Annotated in this window: 13 protein-coding genes and 1 pseudogene; 4 read left to right on the top strand and 10 right to left on the bottom strand. The window is 72.9% G+C overall.

Annotation, left to right across the window (positions count from 1 at the left end):
• Window positions 1-198 precede the first annotated feature (198 nt).
• The 10 genes and pseudogenes from JNW89_RS09170 to JNW89_RS09215 form a co-directional block, all read right to left on the bottom strand.
• Window positions 199-1374, bottom strand: coding sequence for a Gfo/Idh/MocA family protein (locus JNW89_RS09170; protein ID WP_375155065.1), 1176 nt, complete (start codon window positions 1372-1374; stop codon window positions 199-201).
• 53 nt (window positions 1375-1427) lie between these two features.
• A complete protein-coding gene (locus JNW89_RS09175; protein WP_238448544.1) occupies window positions 1428-2480 on the bottom strand; it encodes a substrate-binding domain-containing protein in 1053 nt (350 codons plus the stop codon).
• Between the two features lie 124 nt (window positions 2481-2604).
• Complete coding sequence (locus tag JNW89_RS09180) at window positions 2605-3717, bottom strand: ABC transporter permease (RefSeq protein WP_238448545.1); 1113 nt, start codon at window positions 3715-3717, stop codon at window positions 2605-2607.
• A 31-nt stretch (window positions 3718-3748) separates the two neighbouring features.
• Window positions 3749-5325: pseudogene (locus tag JNW89_RS09185) on the bottom strand (sugar ABC transporter ATP-binding protein).
• Window positions 5322-6500 carry an ROK family protein gene (locus tag JNW89_RS09190; RefSeq protein ID WP_238448546.1) on the bottom strand — a complete coding sequence of 393 codons (1179 nt, stop codon included), beginning with the start codon at window positions 6498-6500 and terminating at the stop codon, window positions 5322-5324. The pseudogene JNW89_RS09185 and the gene JNW89_RS09190 overlap by 4 nt, the downstream one beginning before the upstream one ends.
• Before the next feature lie 209 nt (window positions 6501-6709).
• Window positions 6710-7795, bottom strand: a complete 1086-nt coding sequence (locus tag JNW89_RS09195; protein WP_238448547.1) for a YihY/virulence factor BrkB family protein — start codon at window positions 7793-7795, stop codon at window positions 6710-6712.
• Between the two features lie 64 nt (window positions 7796-7859).
• Window positions 7860-8669: an ABC transporter permease gene (locus JNW89_RS09200; RefSeq protein ID WP_238448548.1), complete on the bottom strand. Its 810-nt coding sequence runs from the start codon at window positions 8667-8669 to the stop codon at window positions 7860-7862.
• A 9-nt stretch (window positions 8670-8678) separates the two neighbouring features.
• Window positions 8679-9467 (bottom strand): ABC transporter permease, encoded by a 789-nt coding sequence (locus JNW89_RS09205; RefSeq protein WP_238448553.1) that lies wholly within the window; start codon window positions 9465-9467, stop codon window positions 8679-8681.
• A 137-nt stretch (window positions 9468-9604) separates the two neighbouring features.
• The gene (locus JNW89_RS09210; RefSeq protein WP_238448549.1) at window positions 9605-9889 is read right to left on the bottom strand and encodes a hypothetical protein; all 285 of its coding nucleotides are present in this window, start codon (window positions 9887-9889) and stop codon (window positions 9605-9607) included.
• 317 nt (window positions 9890-10206) lie between these two features.
• Window positions 10207-11139 (bottom strand): ABC transporter ATP-binding protein, encoded by a 933-nt coding sequence (locus JNW89_RS09215; RefSeq protein ID WP_088960835.1) that lies wholly within the window; start codon window positions 11137-11139, stop codon window positions 10207-10209.
• A 361-nt stretch (window positions 11140-11500) separates the two neighbouring features.
• Between JNW89_RS09215 and JNW89_RS09220 the strand changes: the two genes are divergently transcribed.
• The 4 genes from JNW89_RS09220 (at window position 11501) to JNW89_RS09235 (ending at window position 16903) form a co-directional block, all read left to right on the top strand.
• On the top strand, window positions 11501-13357 hold the full coding sequence (locus tag JNW89_RS09220) for a TRAP transporter fused permease subunit (RefSeq protein ID WP_238448550.1): 1857 nt from the start codon (window positions 11501-11503) through the stop codon (window positions 13355-13357).
• Window positions 13321-13836, top strand: coding sequence for a hypothetical protein (locus JNW89_RS09225; protein ID WP_238448551.1), 516 nt, complete (start codon window positions 13321-13323; stop codon window positions 13834-13836). Before JNW89_RS09220 ends, JNW89_RS09225 begins: the two co-directional genes overlap by 37 nt.
• Window positions 13837-13875: 39 nt before the next feature.
• Window positions 13876-14715, top strand: a complete 840-nt coding sequence (locus JNW89_RS09230) for a TAXI family TRAP transporter solute-binding subunit (RefSeq protein WP_238448552.1) — start codon at window positions 13876-13878, stop codon at window positions 14713-14715.
• Between the two features lie 67 nt (window positions 14716-14782).
• On the top strand, window positions 14783-16903 hold the full coding sequence (locus tag JNW89_RS09235) for a nitrate- and nitrite sensing domain-containing protein (protein WP_309139964.1): 2121 nt from the start codon (window positions 14783-14785) through the stop codon (window positions 16901-16903).
• Window positions 16904-16952: the final 49 nt, after the last annotated feature.

Below are 16952 nucleotides of genomic sequence, written 5' to 3' on the forward strand. Positions count from 1 at the left end.
GCTGCGGGTCGCCGGGACGGTGGTGGCGGTCCTCCGGTGCGGCCGGGGAATCCCGGTCCGGCAGCACCGGACGACCGTCGTACGCGTGCGCCGCCGGCCGTGGTGGCCGGGGCGGCACGCCCTCCGGTGCCGATCCCGTCCCGTCCGCGGGGCGCAACCGCGGTCGGTCCTCGCCGGTCGGCGCCGGAGGTGGCCTGGTCAGACGGGGAGCGCGGCCAGCGCGGGCTCCACCTCCGTCCATCGGGAGCCCAGCTCCGCCGACCGGGTCACCGCGTCCAGCACCAGCTGGACCTGCAACGCGTCGGCGAAGGAGGGCGTCGGGTCGGCGCCGGTCGCGACCGCCTCGACGAAGTCGCGCATCTGGTGGGTGAAGGAGTGCTCGTAGCCGATGATGTGCCCCGGCGGCCACCAGGCCGACAGGTACGGATGCTCGGCCTCGGTCACCAGGATGCGGGTGAAGCCCTGCTCGGCCGTGGGTCGGGTGGCGTCGTAGAACTCCAGCTCGTTGAGGCGTTCCAGGTCGAAGGCGACGGTCCCGAGGGATCCGTTGATCTCCACCCGGAGGGCGTTCTTGCGACCGGTGGCGAACCGGCTCGCCTCGTACGTGGCCAGCGCCCCGTCGTCCAGCCGGGCGACGAAGACCGCCGCGTCGTCGACGGTGACCGGGCCGGTGGCCCGACCGTTGCCGTCGGCCTGCGCGGCCAGGCCGCTCGACCCGCCCGGCAACGGCCGTTCCTTGACGAACGTCTCGGTCACCGCGCTGACCCCGGTGATCCGCTGGCCCGTGACGTACTGGGTCAGGTCGATGATGTGCGCGCCGATGTCACCGAGCGCGCCGGAGCCCGCCCTGTCCTTCTGCAACCGCCACACCAGCGGGAACTGCGGGTCGACGATCCAGTCCTGGAGGTACGCCGCCCGGACGTGCCGCAGCACCCCGAGCCGGCCCTCGGCGACGAGCTGCCGCATCAGGGCGACCGCGGGCACCCGGCGGTAGTTGAACCCGCACATCGACCGTACCCCCGCGGCCTGGGCGGTGGCCGCGGCGGCGGTCATCTCCCGGGCCTCGGCGACCGTGTTGGCCAGCGGCTTCTCGCAGATGACGTGCTTGCCGGCGGCGAGCGCGGCGAGCGCGATCTCGGCGTGGCTGTCCCCGGGTGTGCAGATGTCGACCACGTCGATGTCGTCCGAGGCGACCAGGTCGCGCCAGTCGGTGCGGTACGCGTCCCAGCCGAGCCGGTCGGCCGCGGCGGCGACCTTCCCGGCGTCCCGGCCGCAGATCGTCGCCATCCGGACCCGCGCCGGCAGCTCGAACACCCGGTTCACGGTGCGCCACGCCTGCGAGTGCGCGGCGCCCATGAACTCGTAGCCGACCATGCCGACCCGCAGTTCGCTGTGCTGTGTGGACAAGGTGGGTCTCCCCCCGTGTGTCAGAACCCGAGCTTGAGGTAGTTGCTCGCGTTCTCCTTGGTGATCGTCTCGGAGGCGAGCACGATCTCCTTGGGCACCTGGAGTTCCACCAGGTCGGACATGCCCTTGCCCTGGCCGATCAGGCGGGCCAGGGAGATGGCCGAGGAGGCCATCGACGGGCTGTAGGTGACGGTGGCCTTGAGCACCGTGTTGTCGGACTGGATGTCCTCCATCGCCTTCTTCGAGCCGGCGCCGCCGACCATGAAGAACTCCTTGCGGTTGGCCTGGTTGACCGCCGCGAGAACGCCGATGCCCTGGTCGTCGTCGTGGTTCCAGAGGGCGTCCATCTTCGGCAGGGCCTGGAAGAGCCCGGTGGCGGCCTGCTGGCCGGAGTCGGCGGTGAACTCGGCCGGTCGGCGGTTGGCCACCTTCAGACCGTTCGCCGCGAGGGTGTCGGCGAAGCCCTTCGACCGCTCCTGGGTCAGCTCCAGCGAGTCGATGCCGGGGATCTCGCCGATGACCGGGTTGCTCACGCCCTTGGCCTTGAGCTGCTCGATGATGTACGTGGCCGCGGCCACGCCCATGCCGTAGTTGTCACCCTTGATCTGGAGCCGGTAGGCGCGGGCGTCCGGGAAGGCCCGGTCCAGGTTGACCACCGGGATGCCGGCCTTCATCGCCTCCAGGCCGAAGGCGTTGAGCTCCTTGCCGTCGTGCGGCAGCAGCACGATGACGTCGGGCTTCTGCGAGATCAGCGTGGAGAGCGCCGCCCGCTGCGCCGCCGCGTCCGCGCCGGCCTCGACGGACTTGAACTCCACGTCGGAGTACGCCTGGGCCTGCGCCTTGGCGTTGTTGGTGATGGCGGCGATCCAGCCGTGGTCGGCGGCCGGGGCGGAGAAGCCGACGACCACCTTCTTGCCCGGGTCGGCGTTGCCGCCGGCCGCCGCGGCCTTGGTCTGCGCGGCGGTGGGCTCGGTCTCGTTGCTGGTGCAACCGGCGAGGAGCACGCCGGCGCCGACGGCGGCCCCGCCGAGCAGCAACCGGCGGCGGGACAGGTCACGACTGATCTGGGTCATGACGACCTCCAAAAGTGACGGTGATGGGGCGAAAGAGGGTGTGCGGATCCCGGCCACCGTCGTCAGGTGGCCGCCGAGATGCGGTGGGTCGTGAAGAGGGCGGCGCGTCACCGCGCCGCGGCGGTCAGGCGGTGGTGGCCCGGTTGCGGCCGAGGAACTGGGTGAGGCTGCGGAACTGCACCTGCTGGACCAGGACGGCCGCCACGATGATGCCGCCCTTGACCATGTTCTGGGCCTCGGTGGAGAGGCCGTTGATGGCGAAGAGGTTGGTGATCGTCGAGAAGATGATCACGCCGAGCAGGGAGCCGACGATCGTCCCCCGCCCGCCGCTGAGCAGCGTGCCACCGATGATTGCGGCGGCGATCGCGTCCAGCTCGTAGAGGTTGGCCATCGCCGCCTGGGCCGAGTTGGCCTGGGCGGTGAGCATGATGGCGGCGATGCCGCAGCACAGCCCGGACAGCGCGTACAGCAGCACGGTGTGCCGCCGGACGTTGATGCCGGCCAGGCGGGCCGCCTCCGGGTTGCCGCCGACCGCGACCGTACGCCGGCCGAAGGTGGTGCGGTTGAGCAGCACCCAGCCGGCCGCGACGACCGCGGCGAGGATGTAGACCAGCAGCGGGATGCCGAGCAGTTTGTTGGCGGCGATCCCGTTGATGAAGGTGTTGTTCGAGACCTGGGTCTGCTTGTCGGAGATCTCCGCGGCCAGACCGCGCGCCGCGACCAGCATCGCCAGCGTGGCGATGAACGGAACCAGCCGGCCGTACGAGATGAGCACCCCGTTGACCAGGCCGACCGCCAACCCGACGACCAGCGCCGAGAAGATCATGCCGCCGGCGCCGTAGCTCTGGGTGGCGACCGTGGTGCACCAGACCCCGGCGAGCGCGACGATCGCGCCGACGGAGAGGTCGATGCCCCCACCGATGATCACGAAGGTCATCCCGACGGTCACCACGCCGACCACCGAGGCCAGCTTGAGGATGGTGAGGGTGTTGCCCCACACCCAGTCCGGGTTCGAGTAGAGGTCCGAGCGGGTGGCGGCGCCGATGACGACCAGCACCGCCAGCACCGCGATCAGGCCGAGGTTGCGCTTCGCGCCCTCGCCGCCGTCGCCGTGCCACCAGGACAACCGGCCCGGCCCGGCGGACTTCCCGCCGGCCGCCGCCGTCTCGGCCGGGTCGACGGGCGGGGACTGCGCCGGCAGCTCCGCCCGGCTCTCCGGCGTCGCGGTCTCGCTCATGCCGCCACCTCGCTGAACTGTGTGCGCTCGTTCATGCCGGCGCGCCTTCCATCAGAGACCCCGCCATGACGAGGTCGAGCACGGTGTTCTCGTCCAGTTCGCCGGCCGCGCCTCGCGCACCATCCGACCCTCGCGCATGACCAGCACCCGATCGGCCAGGCCGAGCACCTCGGGCACCTCGCTGGAGACCAGCAGTACCCCGACGCCCCGCGCGGCCAGGTCGCGGATCACCCGGTAGAGCTCGGCCCGGGCGCCCACGTCCACCCCGCGGGTGGGTTCGTCCAGCAGCAGCAGCCGGGTGTCGCCGAGCAACCAGCGCCCGACCACCACCTTCTGCTGGTTGCCGCCGGAGAGCGTGCGGACCGGGCGGCGCACGTCCCGGGGCCGGAGCTGGAGGCGGTCGGCGATCCGCTCCGCCTCGCCGCGCTCACGGCCGGCGTCAGTGAACCCGAGGCGGGCGTACCGGCTGAAGGTGGCGAGCGTGACGTTGCGGTGGATCGGCTCGCCGAGCAGCAGCGCCTGGCTCTTGCGCTCCTCGGGCGCCATCCCCAGGCCGGCCCGCACGGCCGCGCCGACGCTGCCCGGGCGCAGCGCCCGGCCGTCCACCAGGACCGTGCCGGTGTCCGGGCGGCGGGCGCCGAAGATGGTCTCCAGCAATTCCGAGCGGCCGGAGCCGACCAGCCCGGCGATGCCGACGATCTCGCCGGCCCGCACGCGCAGCGAGACGTCGGCGAACTCGCCGGCCCGGCTGAGGCCGTCGACGCGCAGCAGCTCCGCGCCGGTGTCGGTGCCGGCCGGGCGGTCCGGGAAGACGTACTCGATGGTGCGGCCGGTCATCTTCGAGACCAGGTCGCGGGTCGGGGTGTCGCGGGCCGGCAGGTTCGCCGCGGTGGTCCGGCCGTCCTTGAGTACGGTGACCCGGTCGCCGATCTCGCGGATCTCCTCCAACCGGTGCGAGATGTAGATGACCGCGATGCCCTGCGCGGTGAGTTCCCGGATGATCCGGAACAGGTTGCCCACCTCGTCGTGGGCCAGCACCGCGCTCGGCTCGTCCATGATGATCAGTCGCGCCTCGTGGGAGAGCGCCCGCGCCATGCTGACCACCTGCTTGCCGGCGGCCGGCAGGGCGCGGACCATCCGGCCGGGCGGGATCTCGCCGTGGCCGAGCCGGCCCAGGATCTCCCGGGTCCGGCGGGCCATCTGTCCGCGCCGGACGAAGCCGAGCCGGCGCGGCTCGTGGCCGAGGAAGGCGTTCTCCGCCACCGAGAGGTCCTCGACCAGGTCGAGTTCCTGGTAGATGGTGGCGATCCCGGCGCGCATGGCGGCCTGCGGGTCGGCGAAGGCGGCGGGCTGGCCGCGCCACTCGACGTGCCCCGAGTCCGGCCGGTGCACCCCGGCGAGCACCTTGATCAGGGTGGACTTGCCGGCGCCGTTCTGCCCGAGCAGGCAGTGCACCTCGCCGGCCCGCACCTCCAGCTGCACCCCGTCCAGCGCCCGTACGCCGGGGAAGGTCTTCACCACGTCGGTGAGGCGCAGGACCACCTCGCCCGCGACGGTGTCGGCCGGCGGGGTCACCAGCGGAGCCGTCCCGCCCTCGGCCGCGCTCATGATGCCTCCCCGAAGGCGACGTCGCTCGCCAGCACCGCGGCGCCGGCGACGCCGGCGCGAGGGCCCAGCTCGGACAGGACGACCGGCAGGTTGCCGGTGGCCAGCGGCAGCGACCGGCGGTAGACCACGCTGCGGATCTCGGCGAGCAGGATGTGGCCGAGCTGGGCCAGCCCGCCGCCGATCACGATCATCGAGGGGTTGGTGAAGCTGACCAGTCCGGCCAGCACCTGGCCGACCCGCCGGCCGCCGTCGCGGATCAGCTGGATGCACGCGACATCGCCCTCGACCGCACCCTCGGCGACGTCCCGGGCGGTGACCACGCCCCGGGCGGCGAGCCGTTCGGCGAGCGCCGGGGAGGTGCCGGCCCGGGCGGCGGCGATGGCCTCGCGGGCCAGGGCCGCTCCACTGAAGACCGCCTCCAGGCAGCCGACGTTGCCGCAGGAGCAGACCGCACCGTGCGCGTCTACCTGGATGTGGCCGATGTCGCCGGCACAGCCGTCGGTGCCCCGGTAGACCTCGCCGCTCAGGTAGATCCCGCACCCTATGCCGGTGCCGATCTTGACGAACAGGAAGTCGTCGATCGAGTGGGCGACCCCGCCGTGGCGTTCCCCGATCGCCATGATGTTGACGTCGTTGTCGACCACCGCCGGGCAGCCGTGTTCGCGGGTGAGCAGCTCACGCACCGGGAACCGGTCCCAGCCGGGCATGATGGGCGGCGAGACGGGCACCCCGTCGCGGAAGCTCACCGGCCCGGGAACGCCCACGCCGACGCCGTCCAGCTTCTCGTACGCCCCGTCCACCCGGGCCTTGTGCAGCAGCTCGTTGACCCGGTGCAGGATCACCTTCGGGCCGGAGCGGATGTCGGCCGGCTCGGCGTACGCGGCCACCGGCTCCAGCCGGCCGTTGACCACCTCGACGTCGATCGAGCTGGCGCCGAGGTCGACGGCGGCGAAGCGCAACCGGGGGTCCAGTTCGACCAGGGTCGAGCGGCGCCCGCCCCGGGAGGCGGCAAGTCCCGCCTCGGCCACCAGCCCGAGCCCGACCAGCCGCTCCAGCTCGGCCAGCAGCCGGGGTCGGGGCATCTGGAGGCGGTCACCCAGCTCGGCCCGGGACGCCGGCCCCGCGTCGCGGAGCAGCCGCAACAGCCGTAGGTGCAGGGGTTCTACCGTCCGCACGGGATCCACCTCCGCGTCGGTGTTCACATCGATGTGACGTCGATGTGTTGTGTCCGACACAGTAGGAGCCTTCCGTGCCTCCTGTCCATAGCTTCGGTCAATCCGCCGCCAACTTTTGTCCGTTAGGACAAAAGCTATAAGTGGATCAAGAAAAGGTCGACCCCGTCGCGCCGGACGCGACGGGGTCGATCTCTGGCCGGTCGGAGGGGCTAGCGCTCCCCGGCGGCGGTGCGCTTCTTCTTGAGCTTGCGGTCGTCGCGCAGCTCGACGTAGGGCTCCTCCTCCGGCGAGTGGCCGGCCGAGATGGCCCGGCCGCGCTCCAGCTCCGCGTCGAACTCGGCGCCGAGCAGGATGGCGATGTTGCTCAGCCACAGCCAGACCAGGAAGATGATCACGCCGGCCAGCGCGCCGTAGGTCTTGTTGTAGGACGCGAAGTTGCTGACGTACAGGGCGAAGAGGCCGGAGATCACCAGCCAGATCACCACGGCCAGCACGCCGCCCGGGCTGACCCAGCGGAAGCCGCCGTGCCGGGCGTTCGGCGAGGCCCAGTAGAGGATCGCGAACATCAGGCTGACCAGGAGCAGCAGCACCGGCCACTTGGCGATGTTCCACACCGTCACCGCGGTGGAACCCAACCCGATCGCGCTACCGACCTGCTCGGCGAGGCCGCCGGTGAAGACCACGATCACCGCGCAGGCCAGCAGCATCACGCCGATCACCGCGGTCACCCCGAGCCGGATCGGCAGGGTCTTCCAGATCGGCCGCCCCTCGGGCACGTCGTAGATGGTGTTCGAGGCGCGCATGAAGGCGGCGATGTAGCCGGAGGCCGACCAGAAGGCGGCGAGCAGACCGACGATCGCGGCGATGCTGGCCAGCCCGCCCGAGGCGCCCGCCTGCTCGATGGCGCCCTCGATGATCTTCCGGATGTTCTCCTCCGGCACCGCCTGGTTGACGGTGTCCTTGACCCCCTGGGTGGCCCGGTCACCGAGCAGGCCGAGCAGGGAGATCAGCACCAGCAGCCCGGGGAAGATGGAGAGCACCCCGTAGTAGGTCAGCGCGGCCGCCCAGTCGGTGAGGCTGTCGTCCTGGAACTCCTTGACGGTGCGCTTCAGGGCCGCCACCCAGCCGGAGCCGGGCAACTCGGCCGGGCTGTCCGGGCCCTCGTCGGGGCCGACCGGCCGGCTGCCGCGCGGGGCGCGGCCCCCCGGGTCGCCCGAACGGGACCGGGCCGCGGTCGCGGTGTTCTGGTCGTCGCGGTCGCGCCCGGCCCGGGCGGACGTGTCGTCGGAGGCCATCGCCCCTCCTCGTGGTCAACGGTTGTCCCCCCGACATGCCCCGGGGAAGCCGCCCGTTAACCCGTTACTTGTAGAGCAGGCCCACCATCCGCCGGGACGCCACGGCCAGCCCGAGCCCGGTCAGCGCCAGCAGGTAGAGCAGGTCCAGCAGCCACAGCCAACCGGACCCGCCGACACAGATCTCCCGGATCAGGTGCACCGAGCGGTAGAGCGGAGTCACCTCCACCACCCAGCGCAGCAGCGCCGGGTAGTCCTCGGCCGGCACGAAGGTGCCCGAGAAGAGGAAGAGGGTGAACTGCGCCGAGCCCATCAGGTCGAAGTCCTGCCAGCTGCGCATGAAGGTGGCCAGCGCCATGCCGGCCGCGCCGAAGGCGAAGCCGACCAGCACCGCCGCCGGGAACGCCAGCAACGCCCGCCCCACGGAGGTCAGCTCCATCGCCACCATCACCGCGAGGAACGCCGCCGAGTAGGCCGAGCCGCGCACCATCGCCCACCCCAGCTCCCCGAGCGCGATCTCGAAGGGTCGCACCGGGGTGGCGATGATCCCGTCGTAGAGCTTGAGGTATTTCATCTTGCCGAAGAAGTTGAAGGTGGTCTCGGCCAGCGCCCCGGTCATCGCCGAGGCGGCGAGCATGGCCGGGGCGACGAACGCGGCGTACTCCACCACCCGGCCGTCGGGCAGGGTGAGCCCGTCGATCAGCTGGCCCACCCCGACCCCGATGGAGAACAGGTAGAGCACCGGCTCGACGAACCCGGAGAGCAGCAACAGCCAGTAGACCGCCTTGAGCGCCGCCACGTTGCGCTCGACCACCGAGGCCGACCGGCGCGACGTGCCGGAGACGTCGAGCAGCCGGGGCAGGACGAGAGTGACCACGCGAGCCTCCTAGACCACGAGCCGGCGACGGAAAAGGCGGGCGGCCAGCAACCAGCCGCCCAGCGCCCAGGCGGCGAGGTAGAGCAGGTGGCCGGCGACCGACCACTGCGGGGCCACGCCGAGCGTCGCCGCCCGGCACAGGTCGACCGCGTGCCAGAGCGGCGTCGCGTACGCCGGCCAGCGCAGCACGCCGGGCAGCGACTCGACCGGGAAGAAGATCCCGGCGAAGAGCGTCATCGGGATCACCGCGAACCGGAACAGCATGGCCAGCCAGCTGTCGCTGTCCACCACCGCCGCGTACGCGAAGGTCGGCGCGGCGACCGCCAGGCAGAGCAGCGCCACCACCGGCAGAGTGGCCACCGCCCAGCCCGAACGCAGCGCGCCGAACAGCGCCGTCACCAGCAGGAACGCGACGCTGGCGGTGAGCGCCCGGAACAGCACGAAGGCCAGGTGGCCGGCGAGGATGTCGGGGATCCGCAGCGGCGCCGCGGTCTGCGCCGAGTAGGTCTTGATCCACTGGAAGTTGCTGAACACCGGCCAGGTCGACTCGCCGATGGTCACCTGGAGCGCGGTCGAGGCGAGCAGCCCGGGCACGATCCAGTCGAGGTAGCGCACCCCGTCGACGCCCTGGTCGACGTACGCGCCCACGCCTAGGCCGAAGCCGACCACGGTCAGCGTCGGCAGCAGGAAGGACGAGAAGACCCCGGCCCGCCAGGTGCGGCGGTAGCCGGTCAGGTAGTGCGCCAGCACCGCCAGCGCCGGCACCCTCGGCAACGGGGGCCGTTGCGCCACGCTCACCCGGACCTCGTCTCGCCCGCCGTCCACCACGGCCTTCCTACCCCGGGGGTACGACAGGCCGCGGCAACCCTACGGTCGCCCGCCTCGCGTGTCGCGCCCTTTACCGGGCCCGGCGGTGGACCGTCGTGGGGCGCCGGTCAGGCGGTGCGGGTCGTGGCGAGCAACGCGCGCGCGGCGTAGCCCCAGAGCAGCAGCCCGGCGCCGGTGCCGACGACCAGGCCGGCCTGGACCGACGAGGTGAGCGCGACGACCAGCCCGGCCAGCGCCACCAGGCACAGCGCGCCGCCGAGCGGCACCAGCAGCCGGTCGCGCAGCACCGGGGCCAGCGGCACGAAGTGCAGCCCGACCACCGCGCAGACCAGGACCGGGACGTACTCCGACCAGCCGAGGCCGGCCAGGGCGAGGGCGCCGAGCACGGCCACGGCGAACTCGACGGCGACGATGAGGCCGTACCGGCGGTCGGCGGCCGTCCCGGGGCAGGGCGGCGGCGGTGCGCCCGGTCCGGACCACGACGACCGCGCCGAGCAGCGCGGTGAGCAGGGCCAGGCCGCTGGCCACCACGAGCGCGGCGCGCAGCGGCGGGTCGGCCGCCGGCACGCTGAACCAGATCGTGGCGAACACGCCCAGGTAGAGCGCGGTCAGCCCGGCCTGGCGCCTCGATCCAGCATCCATGATGGACACTCCTCCCCCGTCGACCGCCGATGCTACCCAGCGGCCGGGGCCGCCCCGCCCACGGCCGTCAGTCGACCAGGGTGCGGCCGGTGAGGTGCAGGAAGACGTCCTCCAGGCTGCTGCGCCGGACCAGGACGCTGGCCGGCGTCAGGCCGCGCGCCTCCACCTGGCCGACGGCGGCGTCCCCGTCGGTGACGTAGAGCAGGATCCGGTCGGGCAGCACCTCGACCCGCTCCCCCAGCCCGTCGAGCTTGCCGGCGAACGCCTCCTGCGACTCGGCCGCGAAGCGCAGCTCCACCACCTCGCGGGTGGAGTGCCGCTCGATCAGCGCCCGGGGCGAGCCCTCGGCGACGATCCGCCCGCCGTCCATCACCACGAGGCGGTCGCAGAGCTGCTCGGCCTCGTCCATGTAGTGGGTGGTCAGCACCAGCGTCACCCCCTGCTGCTTGAGCCGGAACAGTCGCTCCCAGACCAGGTGCCGGGCCTGCGGGTCGAGCCCGGTGGTTGGCTCGTCGAGCAGCACGATCTCGGGCTCGTTGACCAGCGCGCGGGCGATGGTCAGCCGGCGCTTCATGCCGCCGGAGAGCGGCTCGACCTTGCTGTCGGCCCGCTCGGTTAGCTGCACGAAGTCGAGCAGCTCGGCGGCGCGCGCCCGGGCCACCGCGCGGGGCACGCCGAAGTAGCGGGCGTAGGTGGTGAGGTTCTCCCGGACGGTCAGCTCGGGGTCGAGATTGTCGAGCTGGGGGCAGACGCCGAGCCGCGCCCGGATGGCGGGGCCGTCGCGCACCGGGTCCATGCCGAGGATGCGCAGCTCCCCACCGCTGGGCGGGGAGATGCAGCCGATCATGCGCATGGTGGAGGACTTGCCGGCGCCGTTCGGCCCGAGGAAGCCGAACGCCTCGCCGGGGCGCACCTCGACGTCGATGCCGTCGACGGCGGTGAAGTCGCCGAACCGCTTCACCAGCCCCCGAGCCTGGATGAGTGGTTGAGCAGTGGTCACCGGCCGACCCTACCGGCGACGTCCGACACCCTCGACGGGTTTCCCGCCCCGCCACAGCCGGCTCGGATCCGACAACGCAGAGTAGTTGACACTACGGACAGTCACCGCCCGGCACGCTCCCGTGCACCCGGCCGTCGGGCCGTCGACGCGGCCCGTCGGCGGGGCGATGCGGACCATACTGGACAGATCCTTTTCGGACGCCCCCCGCCCCCCAGCGCCTGTCAACAGTTCAGCTCCATCAATTTGTTAAATCCTCCTTTACTCAGATTTCTCTGCGTGATTGAAATAGATCGCCATTACCGACCGCAATGATAATCGGCAATGTTCCATGGCGTAGATAATTGGCGTATCGTGCCCCCTCGTGTCGTCCGTACGCTTCTCCGACGGTCCCGCCCCACCGGTGCCGCCCACCGGCTCCAAGGGGGCGAGAGCCGCCCTCAAGGACGCTCCGGCACCCCTGTCGCCGCAGGTCACGGCGGTCGCACCACCCCACGCCACGGTGCCGGACACCCGCGAACTCGCCGCGCAATTCGAGGACGAGAAACCGGGGCGCTCGCTCACCGGCCCGGTCCGTCTTCTGGTCACCGGCACGACGGTGGGGATCGCGCTGCTGGCACTTGTCCAGGTCTTCCAACCACTTACGCAGGGCAGCAAGTACTACCTGATCCTTTTCCTGGCCGGCGTGCTGCCGACGGTGTTCCTGGCGTACCCGGCGGGCCTTTCGATCCCCTGGCGGCCGGGCCGCACGCCCGCCTCCGGCGACGGGCCTGACCCGACCGGGCCGACCCGGTCGGACTGGCTGCTGGCCGCCGCGGCCCTGGTCGCCTGCCTCTATCCGGTGCTGCCGTTCACCGTCGGCGGCGGGGGCGGCGGATACGACGCCTTCCTCGACCGGCAGGGCCTGCTCGTCGGGCTCGACGTCGCGATGGGCACCGTGCTGCTGCTCCTGCTGCTGGAGGCCTGCCGGCGCACCACCGGCTGGATCCTGCCCGCCGTCTGCCTGCTGTTCCTGGCCTACGGCTACTACGGCGGGCTGCTGCCGCAGTCCTGGCCGGTGGCGCACGCCGGGCTCGACTTCAGCCAGCTCGTGGACGCGTTCTACAACTCCGACAGCGGGTTCTACGGCACCCCGCTCGACGTCGCGGCCTCGTACATCGTGCTGTTCACCATCTACGGCGCGGTGCTGGACCTCTCCGGGGCCGGGCGGTTCTTCGTGGAACTCTCCGCCGCCGCCTTCCGGCGCTCCCGGACCGCCCCGGGCGCACGGCGGTCGCCGCCAGCTTCCTGCTCGGCACGGTCTCCGGCGGGCGCGGCGACGACCGTCAGCGTCGGCGCGGTGACCTGGCCGGTGCTGCGCCGGGCCGGCTACCCGGCCGAACGCGCCGGCGGAATGCTCGCCGCCGCCGGCGTCGGGGCGATCCTGTCCCCGCCCACCCTCGGCGCGGCCGCGTTCATCATCGCCGAGTACCTGGGCGTGTCGTACCTGCAGGTGCTGGGCTGGGCGACCATCCCGACGGTGCTGTACTACCTCGGCATCCTGCTCGCGGTGGAGATCGACGCCCGGCGCTCGGGCGTGCGACCGGTGGTCGTCCACACCGACTCGCCCTGGCGGCTGCTGGGCCGCTTCGGCTACCACTTCCTGTCCCTGCTGGTGATCACGGGCCTGCTCGCCCTGGGCGTCTCGGCGACGAAGGCGGTGGTGGGCGCGACCGTGCTGGCCGCCGCGCTGTCCTTCCTGGACCGTCGGCACCGGCTCACCCCGGCCCGGCTGGTCGAGGCGTTGGGCGCCGGCGCGCGCGGGGTGCTCGCGGTGAGCGCGGTCTGCGCCGCGGCCGGGATCATCACGGCGACCACCACCAAGACCGGGCTCGGCCCGCAGGCGGCGGCGCTGCTGGTCTCCGGCGCGCAGGCGGTCTCGTCCGACCCGGCCGTGGTGCTGGCGCTCACCGCCGTGCTGGCCGCCGTCGCGCTCAGCCTGCTGGGGCTGGCCGTGCCGGTCACCGCCTCGTTCGTGATCGGCTGGGTGATCATCGGCCCGGCCCTGCTGGACCTGGGCGTCGCCGCGCCCGCCGCGGCGATGTTCGTCTTCTACTTCGCGGTCCTGTCCGAGGTCTCCCCGCCGACCGCGCTCGCCGCGGTGGCCGCCGCCGCGGTCACCGGCGGCCGGCTGGTGCCGACCATGTGGCAGACCCTGCGGTACGCCCTGCCGCCTACCTGATCCCGATCGCCTTCGTGATCACCCCGGCCGGGCTGGGGCTGCTCGGGATCGGCGGGCCGCAGCGGGTCGCCGTGGCCGCGGTGGTCTCCGCACTCAGCGTCGCCGTGCTGGCCGTGGCGGCGGGCGGCTGGCTGCCCGGCGTCGGCCCGGCCGGCGTACCGGAGCGGATCCTCGGCGCGCTCGCCGGGCTGACGCTGCTCTGGCTCGAACCCGTACCCGTCACGGTCGGCGCGGTCCTGGCCGCCGCCGTGGTGGCGGGTGTCCTCGTACGACGCGGCTCCGCCAACCGGACCGGCGAGCCGTCGGCAACACCACCGGTGAACCATGGGGAGGAAAACAGTGAGACGGATCAACGTGCGGCTGGCCGCGGGAGTGGGGGCGCTCGCCCTCGTCGCGAGCGGCGCCGCCGGCTGCGGGGGCAAACAGGACGGCGCGACGAAGGACGACGCCGCCAGCGAGATCACCTGCAAGGTCACTGACAGCACCCGGGTCGCATCGCCACCGGTAACGCCACCGGCGTGTACTACCCGGTCGGCAACGCCCTCGCCGGCCAACTCTCCGCGACGACCGACGGCAAACTGACCGGCACCGCCGCCGAGACCGGCGCCTCGGTGCAGAACATCGAGCAGCTCGTCGGCGGCCAGTACGACGTGGCCTTCTCGCTCTTCGACACCGCCGTCAACGCGGTGCAGGGCAAGGGCAGCTTCACCTCGCCGCAGCCGGTGGAGGCGCTGGCCCGGATCTACGACAACTACACCCAGGTGGTCGTACGGGCCGACGCCGGCATCGGCTCGGTCGCCGACATGAAGGGCAAGAAGATCTCCACCGGCTCCCCCAAGTCCGGCACCGAGGTCATCGCCAACCGCCTGCTCACCGCCGCCGGTCTCGACCCGGCGAAGGACGTCCAGGCGCAGCGGCTCGACCTGGCCAAGACCGTCGAGGGGGTCAAGGACGGCAGCATCGACGGCTTCTTCTGGTCCGGCGGGGTGCCGACCGCCGGGCTCACCGACCTGTTCACCACGGCCGGCGACAAGGTGAAGTTCCTCGACATCGCCCCGCTGCTGCCCAAGATGACCGAGCTGAACCCCGCGTACCAGGCCGGGACGATCCGCGCGGACGTCTACAAGACGGCGACGGACACCCCGACCATCGTGGTGCCCAACGTGCTCCTGGTCCGCAAGGACCTCAACGCCGACGTCGCCTGCGCCGTCGCGCGGACCGTCTTCGAGAAGAAGGACACGCTGGCCCAGGCCAACCCGGCCGCCAAGGGCATCAACCTGGACAACGCCCGCAAGACCGACCCCGTACCGCTGCACCGCGGGGCGGCCAAGGCCCTGCAGGACCTCGGCGCGAGCTGACCGACGGCGCCGGGTCCGGGCGACCGCCCGGACCCCGGCGTCCCCCGACCATTCCCGGGAGACCCGCGTGCCGCTCCCCCGCCCCGCCCGCATACGCCGGCACAACCGGCCGGCGGACCACACCGACCGGCTCTGGTCGGTCCGCACCCAACTGCTCGCACCGATCCTGGTCGCCACCGTCGGCCTGGTCGTGCTGGGCGCCACCCAGACCAGCACCGCGCTGGACGCCTCCGCCGACGCCGACCGGGCCCGGGTCCTCGCCGGCACCGCCACCGCCACCGTGCGCCTGGTGCACGAGCTGGAGCGGGAACTCGGCGAGACGGCCGCCCTGCGCCAGCGGGGTGGCTCCACCGGCCGGCCGCTGGTGGACGCCCAGCGGCTGCGGGTGGACACCGCCGTCGACCGGTTCCGCACCGCCAGCCGGGACGCCCGCCGGGCCGCACCGGACCTCGGGCGGGTGCTCGACACCGCCGACGACCAGCTCTACCAGCTCGACCCCGCCCGGCGATCGGCGCCCGCGTCGGAGGGGGCCGACCCCACCTACGTGGCACTGGTCGAGTCGCTGCTCACCGTCGCCGACGCGCTGCCCGCGCAGCTGCGCGACACCGAGCTGGCCAACGCCGCCCGGGAGGTGGCGGCGGTCGCCAGCCAGGAACACCTGGCCGCGCTGGAACGCGACCTGCTCCGGACGGTCTTCGTCCGCGGCGAACTGGCCCAGGGCGAACTGGTCCGGCTCGGCCAGCTGCGGGGCGCGCGGGAGCAGCGTCAGGCCGAGTTCTCCCGGATCGCCGACGAGGACTCCGAGGCCGCGTACGCCCGGCTGGTCGCCGGCACCGACGTGGCGACCGCCCAGCGGATGCGGGACACCGCCGTCAAGGGCGAGACCCTGGTCGCCGCGCTGAAGGTCGACGGCGACGCCTGGTACGTGGCCCAGAGCGGCACGATCCGGCGCTACAACCTGCTCGGCCGCGAGCTCTCCGAGGACCTGGACCAGCAGGCCGCCAGCCTGGCCCGGGACGCCCGCCGGCGGGCCCTGGTCACCGGCGGCGCCACCACCGCCGTCGCGGCGGCCTCGCTGGTGGCCGCCGCGCTGCTGGCCGTACGCACCAGCCGCCGGCTGCGCCGGCTGCGGGTGGCGGCGCTCACCGTGGCCAACTCGGAACTGCCCGAGCGGATCACCGCGATCGCGGCCGGTGAGGGCACGCCGGCCGAGGGCGAGACGACCCGGCTGACCGAGGACATCCGGCAGGGACGGGACGAGGTCGCGCAGGTGGCCGAGGCGTTCGACACGGTCAACCGGGCGGCGTTGCGGCTCGCCGGCGAGCAGGCCGAGCTGCGGCTGGACGTGACCCGGATGGCCGAGGCGCTGGCCCGCCGGATCCGGACCCTGATCACCCGGCAGCTGCGCCTGCTCGACGACTTCGAACGCGACGAGACCGATCCGGACGCGCTGGCCCGGCTCTTCGCGCTGGACCATCTCGCCGCCCGGATGCGCCGCAACGGGGAGAACCTGCTGGTCCTCGCGGGTGGGGAGCCGGGGCGGGCGTACGAGGGGGACCACCTGCTCGCCGACGTGGTGCGCGCGGCCTCCTCCGAGATCGAGGACTACACCCGGGTGGAGATCGACGTGCCGGCGGCCGCGGTGCACGGGTCGGCGGTGGGTTACCTGGTCCACCTCCTCGCCGAGCTGCTGGAGAACGCCACCAACTACTCGCCGCCGCACACCCTGGTGCAGGTCGACGGCCGACGGACGGTCGACGGGCTCACGCTGCGCGTGCACGACCAGGGCATCGGCATCAGCGAGGGCCGGCTCGCCGCGATCAACAAACGGCTGCTCGCCCCGGCGGTGCTCTCCAGCGCCGCCGCCGGCAGCATGGGCCTGCACGTGGTGGCCCACCTGGCCGCCCGGTACGGGATCCGGGTGCAGCTGCACAACACCGGCACCGGCACGGTGGCCCAGGTCGAGGTGCCCGAGTCGGCGCTCGTCCGGGTGGAGACGGTGTCCCGGCGTCCCGTCCCGGTCCGCCAGCCCGCCTCGACGGCGGCCTGGTTCCGGGCCGGAGCCGATGCGCCGGCTCTGGCGACGACCGTGCCGAACCCGACGCCCGCGCCCCGGCCTGGCGCCGACGTCACGGGGGCAGGCCTGTTCCGGCCGGACCCGACCGACATCCACCACGCGCCGACGTGACGTTGCCGGTGGTCACCCCCGGTACCCGGGTCGCGGCCCCGCCCCGGCC

It is taken from the genome of Micromonospora sp. 4G55, from assembly GCF_016803375.1.